Source organism: Mycolicibacter heraklionensis, assembly GCF_019645815.1.
GTDB lineage: Bacteria > Actinomycetota > Actinomycetes > Mycobacteriales > Mycobacteriaceae > Mycobacterium > Mycobacterium heraklionense.
This window is the reverse complement of record NZ_CP080997.1, coordinates 2,158,586-2,170,740: the sequence shown is the minus strand read 5'-3', so window position 1 is coordinate 2,170,740 and position 12,155 is coordinate 2,158,586. Positions and strand designations below refer to the sequence as shown.

Below are 12,155 nucleotides of genomic sequence, written 5' to 3'. Positions count from 1 at the left end.
CCCGTCAGCGCCGGTGGAATTGCAACACGTTTCAGTTTTACGGTCGCGGTTGGGTACGCTGACCGGGTGCCAGATGTAGCCTCGCAGCCAGCCATCGACGGGTGGTTCGCCACCGACGACGCCGGCCTCCCCCACCTGATCGGCGCCAAGTGTCCGCAGTGCGGCACTTACGTGTTCCCGCCGCGTGAGAACAACTGCCCCAACCCGGCCTGCGACGGCGACGTGTTGGAGCCGGTCGCGCTGTCGCGGCGCGGCACGATCTGGAGCTACACCGAGAACCGGTACCTGCCGCCGGCCCCCTACCCGCCGAGCGACCCGTTCGAGCCGTTCGCGATCGCCGCGGTGGAGTTGGCCGACGAGGGCCTGATCGTGCTGGGCAAGGTCGTCGAGGGCACCCTGGCCGCGGACTTGAAGGTCGGCATGGAGATGGAGCTGACCACCATGCCGCTCTACACCGACGACGACGGCGTGACGCGCACCGTCTACGCGTGGAAGAAGGTGGACTCCAATGCCTGAACCGCTGTACATCCTGGGTGCGGGCATGCACCCGTGGGGCAAGTGGGGCCGCGACTTCACCGAGTACGGCGTGGTCGCCGCCCGCGCCGCGCTGGCCGACGCCGGCCTGAACGCGCAGCAGATCCAGTTCATCGCCGGCGCGGACACCATCCGCAACGGCTACCCGGGTTTCATCGCCGGTTCGACGTTCGCCCAGAAGCTGGGCTGGAACGGGGTGCCGGTGTCGTCCTCGTATGCTGCCTGCGCCTCGGGCTCGCAGGCGCTGCAGAGCGCCCGGGCCCAGATCCTGGCCGGCTTCTGCGACGTGGCGCTGGTGATCGGCGCCGACACCACTCCCAAGGGCGCGTTCGCCCCGGTCGGCGGTGAGCGCAAGAATGACCCGGACTGGCAGCGGTTCCACCTGATCGGGGCGATGAACCCGGTGTACTTCGCGCTGCTGGCGCGCCGCCGGATGGACCTCTACGGCGCCACCTCCGAAGACTTCGCGAGCGTGAAGGTGAAGAACTCCCGGCACGGCTTGAGCAACCCGAATGCGCGCTACCGCAAGGAATCCGCGGTCGAAGACGTGCTGGCCAGCCCGGTGGTCTCCGACCCGCTGCGCCAGCTCGACATCTGCGCCACCTCCGACGGTGCCGCCGCGTTGATCGTGGCCAGCGCGGAATTCGCCCGCAAACACCTGGGTTCGCTCGAGGGTGTGCCGTCGGTGCGCGCGGTGTCCACCGTGACCCCGCGCTACCCCCAGCACCTGCCCGAACTGCCGGACATCGCAACCGATTCCACCGCTGTGGTGGCGGCCCCGGAGCGGGTGTTCAAGGACCAGATCCTGGACGCCGCCTACGCCGAGGCCGGGATCGGCCCCGAGGATGTCAGCCTGGCCGAGGTCTACGACCTGTCGACCGCGCTGGAGATCGACTGGTACGAGCACCTGGGGCTGTGCGCCAAGGGTGAGGGCGAGCAACTGCTGCGCAGCGGCGCCACCACGATCGGCGGCCGGGTGCCGGTGAACCCGTCGGGCGGGTTGGCCTGCTTCGGCGAGGCGATCCCGGCGCAGGCGATTGCCCAGGTGTGCGAGTTGACCTGGCAGCTGCGCGGGCAGGCCACCGGTCGGCAGGTCGAGGGCGCCACGGTGGGCGTGACCGCCAACCAGGGTCTGTTCGGTCACGGCTCCTCGGTGATCGTCGCCCGGTAGTTTTTTTGGCGCGAGAGTGCGTGTCTGCACGGCGACACGCCGAGTTGAGCCGTACAGCTACGCACACTCGCGGCACTGGGATCCTGTTGCGATGACCGAAACCGTCGTCGTCAAGGTCAAACCGGGCAGCCGCAAAGGTCCCCTGGTCGAGACCGACGATGACGGACAGCTCACCGTCTACGTTCGCGAGCCCGCCGTAGACGGCAAGGCGAACGCCGCCGTCATCCGTGTTCTGGCAGAGCATTTCGGCGTTCCGCGCAGCCGTGTCGAACTGGCATCCGGTGCGGGTGCGCGCGTCAAACGTTTCCGGATCGATCGCTAACCAACTCCGGTGAAACCAGTTCAGCCAGAACGCAACTCGCTCAGCACGCCACGCCTGGTCAACTCGGCGAGCACCACCTGAGCCTGCAATTCGGCCCGGTCCATACAGGCCACCCGTGCGGCCTCCGGGTCGCGCTGGCGGATCGCCGCGGCTTCGGCCTCAAAACTGGGCAGAAACTCTTCGTGTTCGTTGACGTAGCTCGTCCAGAACCCGCGCGGCATGAACACCCGTGAAGCGCTGATGGCCGCCTGCAGTGGCGGGCCGGCGTATTCCTCGACGATGATCCGGCGAAACTCGATGGCCGCGTCGTGAAACCCCGCCGGTGCCTTATGGCCGCGCAGTTCCCGCAGCGCCGCATCGAGTTCGGCGAGAACACGCGGCGTTGGGCTCGCCGCCGCCCGCGCCGATGGAATCGCATTCAATGTCCCGTGCAACTCGTGCTGTTCGCGAACCACGGCCTCATCAAACCGGCTGACAAACACGCCACGGTGATAAACGCTGGCCAGCATTCCTTGCTGCTCGAGTTGGTCGATCGCCTGCTGAACCGGCAGCCGGCTGACCCCCAAAGCGCCCGCGATCGCATCGCGGTTGATCCGGTCGCCGGTGCGCAGCTCCCCCGCCAGCACCAGGTCGACGATGTGGTTGACAACCAGGTCCTTCTCTTTGACCCCGTATTTCTTGGGCATAGGCGGGCCTAGCCAGAAGCCTCGTCTGACGCCTCCCCGGACGAGTCAGCTTGCGGCAGCAGTGATTCCAACGCGGCGCGGTTGATCCGCCGAAACGCGCGCTTGGGCCGGTTGGCATCCAGGATGGCCACCTCCAAGGTGCCCGGCCCCAGATCACGCGGTTCGGCGCCGTTGCCGGTGTCGGTCTGTTTGAGCGCGTTGACCGCGATGTGCAGCGCGTCAGCCAGCTCCGCGTTCTCGGCGTAGGACTCCTTGAGCGCATTCGTGACCGGCTCGGTGGTGCCGCCCATCACCACGAAGTGCGGCTCGTCGGTGATCGACCCGTCGTAGGTGACCCGGTACAGCTCAGGCGCTTTCGTCTGGCCCTGGTAGGCGACGCCGGCAACGCACAACTCCACCTCGTAGGGCTTGGCCTGCTCGGTGAAGATGGTGCCCAGCGTCTGGGCGTAGACGTTGGCCAGCTGGCGCGCGGTGACGTCACGCCGGTCATAGGCGTAGCCGCGGGTGTCGGCGAACTGAATACCGCCGCGGCGAAGGTTCTCGAACTCGTTGATCCGGCCCGCCGCTGCGAAACCGACTCGGTCGTAGAGTTCGCTGATCTTCTGCAGAGAGCGCGAAGGGTTTTCCGCGACGAACAGCACGCCGTCGGCGTAGGCCAGGGCCACCACGCTGCGGCCGCGGGCGATGCCCTTGCGGGCGAGCTCGCTGCGCTCGCGCATCGCCTGCTCGGGCGAGATGAAGTACGGGAAGCTCATTTCTTACCCCGCTTGGTCTCCGACGCCGAATCCCCTCCACGAGTTCGACTCTCGACCACCAGACGGGCCAATTCGGCGATCCGCTCCTCGGCGACGTCGACGGCGCCGTCGGCGTCGATGGTGACCGCAGTCGGGTAGATGCCACGCACCAGATCGGGGCCGCCGGTGGCGGAGTCGTCATCGGCGGCGTCGTAGAGCGCCTCGATGGCGACTCGCAGCGCGGAGTCGGCGTCGCTGATCCGACTGTAAAGCTTCTTGATCGATGACTTGGCGAACAGCGAGCCCGAGCCCACCGCCTGGTAGCCCTCGCTTTCGATGTTCCAGCCGCCGGCGGCGTCGAACGACACAATGCGCCCGGCGGTCTGAGGGTCGTCGGCGTCGATGTCGTAACCGGCCAGCAGTGGCAATGCCACCAGGCCCTGCATCGCGGCGCCCAGATTGCCGCGCACCATGGTCGACAGCCGGTTGACCTTGCCGGCGAACGTCAGCGGGACACCTTCGAGCTTCTCGTAGTGCTCCAGTTCCACCGCGTAGAGCCGGGCGAACTCGACGGCGATCGCCGCGGTGCCGGCGATGCCGGTCGCGGTGTACTCGTCGGTGACGTACACCTTCTGCACATCACGGCCCGCGATCATGTTGCCCTGTGTTGAGCGCCGGTCGCCGGCGATCAGGACCCCTCCCGGGTACTTCAACGCGACGATGGTGGTGCCGTGCGGCAATTGCTCACCTGCCCCGCCGGAATGCGCGGCGCCCGCGCCGGTCGGCAGTAGCTCCGGTGCCTGCAACCGCAGGAACTCCGAAAACGACGACAGACCTACACCGGTGAGCGCGATTCCTGGGTTTGCTGAGTTGAGGGGCAGACGATCACGCGACAACCAGGTCACTGGCCGCCCTTTTGGACGTACGCGCGCACGAAGTCTTCGGCGTTCTCCTCCAGCACGTCGTCGATCTCGTCGAGCAGGTCATCGGTGTCCTCGGTGAGCTTCTCCCGGCGTTCCTGGCCCGCCGCAGTGCTGCCGGTGAGATCGTCGTCGTCTCCGCCGCCCCCGCCACGCTTGGTCTGCTCCTGAGCCATTGCTGCCTCCTGAATCTCATCGGCCGCGCATGACCGCGGCCGGTTTCTCCACCCTACCGGTCGGCGACGATGTTGCTCGGGGTCTAGGTGGTGAGTTGTTGCACCAGTTCGGCGGCGCTGTCCACCGAGTCCAGCAAAGCTCCGACGTGCGCCTTACTGCCGCGCAGGGGCTCCAGCGTGGGGATCCGCACCAGCGAGTCCCCGCCCAGGTCGAAGATGACCGAGTCCCAGCTCGCGGCGGCGATGTCGGCTCCGAACCGGCGCAGGCACTCGCCACGGAAGTAGGCCCGGGTGTCGGTCGGCGGGTTGTGGACTGCGGCCAGCACCTGCTGTTCGGTGATCAGGCGGCGCATCGAGCCACGGGCGACCAGCCGGTTGTACAGGCCCTTGTCCAGCCGCACGTCGGAGTACTGCAGGTCGATCAGGTGCAGCCGGGGCGCCGACCAGCTCAGGTTCTCCCGCTGCCGGAACCCCTCCAGCAGACGCAGCTTGGCCGGCCAGTCCAGCACGTCGGCGCACTCCATCGGGTCCCGTTCCAGCTGGTCGAGCACCCGGGCCCAGGTCTCGATGATGTCGGTGGCGCGCGGATCCGGATCGCGGGTCTCGACCAGCTTGGCCACCCGCTCGAGGTAGATCCGTTGCAGCGCAAGGCCGGTCATCTCACGACCGTCGGCCAATGCGACAGTTGCCCGCAGGGTCGGGTCCCGGCTGATGACGTGCACCGCACGCACCGGCCGGGCCAACACCAGATCGCTCAGGTCGATCCCGTGCTCGGCACCCTCCTCGATCAGGTCGAGGACCAGCGCGGTGGTGCCCACCTTCAAATACGTCGAGGTCTCGGCGAGGTTGGCGTCGCCGATGATGACGTGCAGCCGGCGGTACTTGTCGGCGTCGGCGTGCGGCTCGTCGCGGGTGTTGATGATGCCGCGCTTGAGCGTGGTTTCCAGGCCGACTTCGACCTCGATGTAGTCGGCGCGCTGGGAGAGCTGGAAGCCCGGTTCGTCGCCCGCGGCGCCCAACCCGACGCGCCCGGAGCCGGTGACCACCTGCCGGGACACCAGAAACGGCGTCAGACCGGCGATGATCGCCGAGAACGGCGTCTGCCGGCTCATCAGATAGTTCTCGTGGGTGCCGTAGGAGGCGCCCTTGTTGTCGATGTTGTTCTTGTACAGCTGCAGCTTCGCCGCGCCGGGAACGCTGGCCACGTAGCGCGCGGCCGCCTCCATCACCCGCTCACCGGCCTTGTCCCAGATGACCGCGTCCAGCGGGTCGGTGACCTCGGGCGCCGAGTATTCGGGGTGGGCGTGATCGACGTAGAGCCGTGCCCCGTTGGTGAGGATCATGTTGGCCGCACCGACCTCGTCGGCGTCGATGATCGGGGGCGGGCCGGACGAGCGGCTCAGGTCGAAGCCGCGGGCATCCCGCAGCGGGGACTCCACCTCGTAGTCCCAGCGGGTGCGCTTGGCGCGTGGGATTCCGGCGGCGGCGGCGTAGGCCAGCACCGCCTGGGTGGAGGTGAGGATCGGGTTCGCGGTGGGATCTGATGGCGAAGCGATGCCGTATTCGACTTCGGTCCCGATGATCCGCTGCATGGCTAGAGCCTAGGCGAGGACGAAAAGGACTAACGCGGGTGGCGCGAGCGCCAGCTGGCAAGTACGTCCTCGACATGGTCGCGTACCCGGAGTCGAGCAGCTTCCCGACCGACGCCGGCCATCAACATCGCGTCGTAATCGGTCTCGGTGTGGCGGACCGAGGCCGCAACGGCCAGACGAACTGCCTCCGGAGCAAGCGCCCGGCCCGCGGCGCTTCGGCCCACCCGACCGCTGCCGCGCGTCGCCGCATGACGTGCGATCGCGGCGGCCCGGTCAGCGGGACACCCCGGGAACTGGCTACGGATGGCGTCAGCGAATTCGGCGGCGAAACGCTCGTCTTCATCGGCACGCCGGAGAGCGTCGCGCGCCCGCCGCCGTTCGCGTACCTCGGAGTCGGAAAGGCACTCCTGTTCGGCACCCTCGATCGCCTCCGGTTCAGCCAGGATGCCTTGGCGTTCATAGCGTTTTCGGGACCGGCTCCAGCGCACGACCACCGCCGAGAGCCGGCTGGCCTTTTTCGCGCGTCGGGTCATCGCTGCATCGCCCGACGGCAGAAATTCGAGATGGCCAAGGTCTGCGCAGTTCAGGCACAGCGGACCTGCATCGTCCATGATCAGCAGGTCGCCGGCGCCCGAACACGACGTACACGCCCAATCTCTGAGCGCTGCGATCACCACGAGGTCCGACGAGCGGTTCACCCGCGATTCGCCATCCAGCTGCGGTGGCGCATGGCGGCCTTACGTGCGGCTTTGGCCAGTTTGCGGTCGGTGAGGTGCTCGCCCAGCACATCGAGCACCTGTGCGGTCTCGGGAGCGGGATGTCGCCACATGCCGTCCAGCAAGCGGAACGGCTGATCGGCGTCGGGGCCGGTGGTGAACAAGTCGCAGAGCTCATCGGGGTCGTCCAAGTTGACGGCGAAGATGTCGACCATCGCCCCGATGTCGACGAAGCCGCCGAGACTGTCCATGTCGGCACGTTCATGCGCCATCAACCACATCGCCGCGTTGCCGGACACCGGGGTGTCCAGCAGCTGGCGAACCAGCGGTTCCACCAGACCGATGTCGAACATGTCGAGCGCCGCGAAACCGATCAGCCGGGCCCCGGCAGTCTGCACGGCCGTGATCGCCTCGGTGAGCAATCGAACCCGCTCAAGTGCGGGCAGGTTCGGCTGCCAAGCCGCCACCACCGATTCATGTTGGGTGTCGGGAACCGACAGCATGGCGTCGATCAACACGGTGGCGTCAGCCTCCGAAAGATCCTCCAGGCGGTGCAGGACAAGGCCTATTCGATCGACATAGTCAGGCAGGACGTGACGGCCCAGAGCGGTCAATGCGACGGCGCCCCCGCTCTTGTAGGAAAATCCAAACGGTTCGGCTGTTTCGATCCAGTCGGTCCAGAGCAGTACGCCTGCCACCTCAAGGGCTTCGAAAATGCGGATCAGGTTGCGCTCGACCTGCTCATCGATGCGTTCTCGTGGCGACAGCCAGGGTGTGGTCAGTTGCTGGGCGACCATCACCTTGGGTACCTCGACAAGGTCGGCGAACGGTGCCGCGCTATCGGGAAGGAGCAGCGGAGAAAGCCACAGCGCGATCCCCTCGTCCAAGAACTGGTCGAGGTCGTCGAAGAAGGCGTTGCGGTAGTAGACCCGCGAACTCAACGGACCGAGCTGTATCACCGACTCGATCAGAGCGGTCGCCTGCTGTACCGCCGATCGTCGCGCCCAGGCCTTGGTCGGAACCAGCCGACGCTGGTGCACCCGGACCGCGCCGGCGTCCTTCGCCACCTCAAGCAGGAAACGCAGATGCGGTAGATCCGCGGTGGACGAGGTCCGAAAGGTCCGGTCTCCGATTCGGGGGTCCATCTGGTCGCCGGTGTCGAGCAACTCGATCAACGCGCGCCCGTCGGCCAGCTTGAGGTTGCCCCTGCCGGTCAACGGTTTACCGGCCGGACCGAGGTATTCGCGCAGCGCAGCCACCTTCGCCGGCAGGGGCGCTGCAGCCGCCGCGGCCGCGACGTCGGCCGGCGGCGGGGGGATGTGAACGAACGGCAACTCGTACGGTTCCGGTTCGGGTTCCTGTTCGAAGAATCGATCCGTGGCCGCCCGGCGCTGCTCGAGCGGCAGGGCATTGTGCTCTTCGACTCGGGATTGCAGTGCGGCCAACATCTGCTCATCGGACATCTCCGAGACATCGCCCAGACCCGCGAACAGCGATTTGGCCATACCGAAGTTGGCCGGGTCGTCCATTGCCTCACGCATCGCCGGGGCCAGCTCGCGGGCCAGCTCGCTCAATGCTCTGGCGTGGCCTACCCCGCCGACCAGGCGCTGGGTATCGGCCATGAATTCGATGTAGGCGCCCACTGCCCGACAGACGCACTCGGACTGCCCGGGCGGTACAGATAGTTTGCGTGGGCACCACCCCAGTAGGAACTCTTCGATGTCTGCGTCGGTGAACTCGTCGAGCAGGCCGGTGGAGTAGTTATAGCGCCAGTCCAGGAAGATCCGGATGTCGCCGACGACCTCTGCTCGCTCTTCATCGGAGGCATCTAACCAACGGGCGACCTCACTGAGCAGTGTGTCCCGGGCAGCCGAGAAGGCTGCCTCATCGTCGGACGGGGAAAACCGTAACCGCATCGAGTCGAGGGTAGCCCCGGGCGGGCTCCGCCGTGCACGGATGTACAGCCCTACCGGCGTGTCGGCGGGCAGACGCGCACCCTCGCCGAATCAGTCTGGGGCGGTACGCAGGGTGCGGCGGACCATCTCCTTGGCCGCGGCGATGACGGCGGCCTCGTCGGGCTCGGCGTCCGCTAGGTAGGCGGCGTTCAACAGGCCGTCGACGGCGTAGTACAACAGCGCGGCGGTGGTGGGCGGATCGGTCACCGCGGCCGCTCCGGCGGCCACCGCCGCAGCAATGACGTCGGCGAGGAGCGTGACGACTTTGGCGTCGGCTTGGCGCAATTGGCGCAGCCCGTCGCCGGATGCTTGGGAGAACACCGCCCGGTGCAGCGCCGCGTTGGCCATGTCGTAGTGGATCATCTGCTCGATCAGCGCATCGAGCACCGCCGGCCAACCCGGCGCCGAGGGCCGCGCGGCGGCGAGCTGCTCCTGCACGGTGTCCAGGAAGGCATCGAGGTAGTCGGCCCACAACCGGGCCAGCAGGTGATCTTTGGATTCGAAGTACAGGTAGAACGTGCCCTTGGCGACCTGGGCCGCGGCGGTGACCTTGTCCACCGTCAGCTCGGTAGGTCCGTCGGCCAACAGCAAATCCCGGGCCACCTCCAGCAACTGGCTTTCCCGTTGTGCGGGCGGCAGCGTGGTGCGCCGCCGCCCGGATCCTTGCTGCGCCACTGCGTCGTCCTTTCCCGAGTCGGTACCGCCGTGGACCGTGCCGGACACGATTGACAGCCGCGGAGAACCGCCGTTACGGTAACATGACTGACCGTCAGTCAGTTCGATTCGAGCAGCAAAGCGAGGTTCGTATGGCAACAACTGACACCGCTACCGGTACGGACCTGCCGGTGACCGAGAATCTGAACAGCGCATTGAGCGTGATGGCAGTCGGCCGGATGATCCTCGCCGTGGTCTCATTGGCCGCGCCGAGGCAGTTCGCCAAGCTCGTCGGGGTCACGCCGTCGGCCGAACTCACCTACATGACCAGGATCTATGGAGCGCGGGCATTCGCGATGGGCCTGGCATATCTGACCAGCGGCGCCCGGGAGCGCTACCGCTGGAAGCGGCTCTCCCTGATGGTGGACTCCCTGGACACCATCAACGGCGTCAGCCATCTCGTTCGCCGTGACCTGCCGCTGCGCGCGGCCGTGAGCATGGTCGGTCTCACCGGTTCGTATGCGGTTATCGGCGCGACCAAGGTCGCAACAGAACAGTTCGCCGAATCGGGCTAGCCGAGGGCGCCGGCGTGCTGCGCGGGGTGACGTTTGGGCGTGCATGGTTGTACGTGGTTCGCGGCGTGTCGCCGGGCAAACACGCACCCTCGCGCAAGGAGGATGCCCGCGCTGAGAAGCCGCGCTACTAGAGCTAGCGCTACAGGTACTGGCCCAGGTTGGACTCGGTATCAATAGCACGACTGGCGCTCGACGACTTGCCGGTGACCAGGGTGCGGATGTAGACGATCCGCTCGCCCTTCTTGCCCGAGATCCGCGCCCAGTCATCGGGGTTGGTGGTGTTGGGCAGGTCCTCGTTCTCGGCGAACTCGTCGACGATCGAGTCCAGCAGGTGCTGGATGCGCAGGCCCGGCTGACCGGTCTCCAGAACCGACTTGATGGCGTTCTTCTTCGCCCGGTCGACCACGTTCTGGATCATCGCCCCGGAGTTGAAGTCCTTGAAGTACATGACCTCTTTGTCACCGTTGGCGTAGGTGACCTCCAGGAACCGGTTGTCGTCGATCTCGGCGTACATCCGGTCGACGACCTTCTCGATCATCGCCTTGATGCAGGCGGCGCGGTCCCCACCGAACTCGGCGAGGTCGTCGGCGTGCACCGGCAGCGTCTCGACCAAGTACTTCGAGAAGATGTCTTGTGCGGCTTCGGCATCCGGGCGCTCGATCTTGATCTTGACGTCGAGACGGCCGGGCCGCAGGATCGCCGGGTCGATCATGTCCTCACGGTTGGAGGCGCCGATCACGATGACGTTCTCCAGCCCCTCCACACCGTCGATCTCACTCAGCAGCTGGGGCACGACGGTGGTCTCCACGTCCGAGGAGACACCGGTGCCACGGGTGCGGAAGATCGAGTCCATCTCATCGAAGAACACGATGACCGGGGTGCCCTCGGAGGCCTTCTCGCGGGCACGCTGGAAGATCAGCCGGATGTGACGTTCGGTCTCGCCGACGAACTTGTTCAGCAGCTCGGGGCCCTTGATGTTGAGGAAGTACGACTTCGCCTCGTGGGCGTCGTCCCCGCGCACCTCGGCCATCTTCTTGGCCAGCGAGTTGGCCACCGCCTTGGCGATCAGCGTCTTGCCGCAGCCCGGCGGACCGTAGAGCAGCACCCCTTTGGGCGGACGCAGCGCGTATTCGCGGTAGAGGTCCTTGTGCAGGAACGGCAGTTCCACGGCGTCGCGGATCTGCTCGATCTGGCGAGTCAGGCCGCCGATGTCGCCGTAGCTGACGTCGGGCACCTCCTCGAGCACCAGGTCTTCGACCTCGGCCTTGGGGATGCGCTCGAAGGCGTAGCCGGCCTTAGTGTCGACCAGCAACGAGTCGCCGGGGCGCAGCTTGCGGGGACGCCAGTCATCCGACAGCGCGTCCGGGTTGCTCTCGGGAAGGTCCGCGGCGACCAGCGGCTCGGCCAGCCAGACGATGCGCTCCTCATCGGCGTGGCCCACAACCAGCGCGCGGTGCCCGTCGGACAGAATTTCACGCAACGTGGATATTTCGCCCACCGACTCGAAATTGCCGGCCTCGACCACCGTCAGCGCCTCGTTGAGCCGGACCGTCTGGCCCTTCTTGAGGGTAGCTACGTCGATGTTGGGCGAGATGTTCAGCCGCATCCGGCGGCCGGAGGTGAACACGTCGACGGTGTCGTCTTCGTGACTGCCCAGCAGCACCCCGTAGCCGCTCGGCGGCTGACCGAGCCGATCGACCTCCTCACGCAGCGCCAGCAACTGCTGGCGCGCCTCTTTGAGGGTGTCCATCAGCTTGGAGTTTCGCGCGGTCAGCGAGTCAATGTGGGCTTCGAGCTGACGCACATCGCGGCCGACGCGGGCGGTGTCCTGCGGGGTGTTCTCGAGCTGTGCGCGAAGCACCGCGGCTTCGCGGCGCAGTTCCTCCAACTCGGCGAAGTCATCACCGGGCGTGCCCGGCCCCCCGGACGCGTCGAAAGTCTCAGGACGCGGCGAATCTTCCATGTTGCTCATGGTGCGCTCCTTTCCCGAACTGGAAGTTGAAGCGACGGATACCTCAACGCTACCGGCCATTGTGCATTCGCGTGCTCTGTGGCAATCCGACACACCGGCTCCGCTGCTAGCCTCGCTCTCAAATCGGGTGATCAAAAGGGCCTAGAAA

Annotated in this window: 12 protein-coding genes and 1 pseudogene; 4 read left to right on the top strand and 9 right to left on the bottom strand. The window is 66.7% G+C overall.

Annotation, left to right across the window (positions count from 1 at the left end; translation table 11 throughout):
• Window positions 1–66 precede the first annotated feature (66 nt).
• From K3U94_RS10160 to K3U94_RS10150, 3 genes are all read left to right on the top strand, one after another.
• On the top strand, window positions 67–516 hold the full coding sequence (locus K3U94_RS10160) for a Zn-ribbon domain-containing OB-fold protein (protein WP_220696381.1): 450 nt from the start codon (window positions 67–69) through the stop codon (window positions 514–516).
• A complete protein-coding gene (locus K3U94_RS10155) occupies window positions 509–1,705 on the top strand; it encodes a lipid-transfer protein (protein ID WP_220696380.1) in 1,197 nt (398 codons plus the stop codon). Before K3U94_RS10160 ends, K3U94_RS10155 begins: the two co-directional genes overlap by 8 nt.
• A gap of 91 nt (window positions 1,706–1,796) precedes the next feature.
• The gene (locus K3U94_RS10150; protein ID WP_047321363.1) at window positions 1,797–2,027 is read left to right on the top strand and encodes a DUF167 domain-containing protein; all 231 of its coding nucleotides are present in this window, start codon (window positions 1,797–1,799) and stop codon (window positions 2,025–2,027) included.
• Between the two features lie 20 nt (window positions 2,028–2,047).
• Here K3U94_RS10150 and K3U94_RS10145 read toward each other — a convergent pair whose 3' ends face one another.
• The 8 genes and pseudogenes from K3U94_RS10145 to K3U94_RS10110 form a co-directional block, all read right to left on the bottom strand.
• On the bottom strand, window positions 2,048–2,713 hold the full coding sequence (locus K3U94_RS10145) for a GntR family transcriptional regulator (RefSeq protein ID WP_047321362.1): 666 nt from the start codon (window positions 2,711–2,713) through the stop codon (window positions 2,048–2,050).
• Window positions 2,714–2,721: 8 nt separating this feature from the next.
• Window positions 2,722–3,468, bottom strand: coding sequence for a proteasome subunit alpha (prcA, locus tag K3U94_RS10140; protein ID WP_220696379.1), 747 nt, complete (start codon window positions 3,466–3,468; stop codon window positions 2,722–2,724).
• On the bottom strand, window positions 3,465–4,352 hold the full coding sequence (gene prcB / locus K3U94_RS10135) for a proteasome subunit beta (RefSeq protein ID WP_220696378.1): 888 nt from the start codon (window positions 4,350–4,352) through the stop codon (window positions 3,465–3,467). Before prcB ends, prcA begins: the two co-directional genes overlap by 4 nt.
• Window positions 4,349–4,543, bottom strand: a complete 195-nt coding sequence (locus K3U94_RS10130) for a ubiquitin-like protein Pup (RefSeq protein WP_024441366.1) — start codon at window positions 4,541–4,543, stop codon at window positions 4,349–4,351. Before K3U94_RS10130 ends, prcB begins: the two co-directional genes overlap by 4 nt.
• An 83-nt stretch (window positions 4,544–4,626) precedes the next feature.
• A complete protein-coding gene (gene dop, locus K3U94_RS10125; protein ID WP_220696377.1) occupies window positions 4,627–6,135 on the bottom strand; it encodes a depupylase/deamidase Dop in 1,509 nt (502 codons plus the stop codon).
• Between the two features lie 29 nt (window positions 6,136–6,164).
• A pseudogene (locus tag K3U94_RS10120) lies at window positions 6,165–6,827 on the bottom strand (DUF2293 domain-containing protein); the annotation flags it as partial.
• Between the two features lie 2 nt (window positions 6,828–6,829).
• A complete protein-coding gene (locus tag K3U94_RS10115) occupies window positions 6,830–8,767 on the bottom strand; it encodes a hypothetical protein (protein WP_220696375.1) in 1,938 nt (645 codons plus the stop codon).
• Between the two features lie 90 nt (window positions 8,768–8,857).
• The gene (locus K3U94_RS10110; protein ID WP_230987532.1) at window positions 8,858–9,529 is read right to left on the bottom strand and encodes a TetR/AcrR family transcriptional regulator; all 672 of its coding nucleotides are present in this window, start codon (window positions 9,527–9,529) and stop codon (window positions 8,858–8,860) included.
• Window positions 9,530–9,612: 83 nt separating this feature from the next.
• Here K3U94_RS10110 and K3U94_RS10105 point away from each other — a divergent pair, with 83 nt between their 5' ends.
• Window positions 9,613–10,035: a hypothetical protein gene (locus K3U94_RS10105; protein ID WP_220696374.1), complete on the top strand. Its 423-nt coding sequence runs from the start codon at window positions 9,613–9,615 to the stop codon at window positions 10,033–10,035.
• A 139-nt stretch (window positions 10,036–10,174) separates the two neighbouring features.
• Here the strand turns inward: K3U94_RS10105 and arc are convergent, their stop codons facing one another.
• Window positions 10,175–11,998 (bottom strand): proteasome ATPase, encoded by a 1,824-nt coding sequence (arc, locus tag K3U94_RS10100; protein WP_047321370.1) that lies wholly within the window; start codon window positions 11,996–11,998, stop codon window positions 10,175–10,177.
• Window positions 11,999–12,155 lie beyond the last annotated feature (157 nt).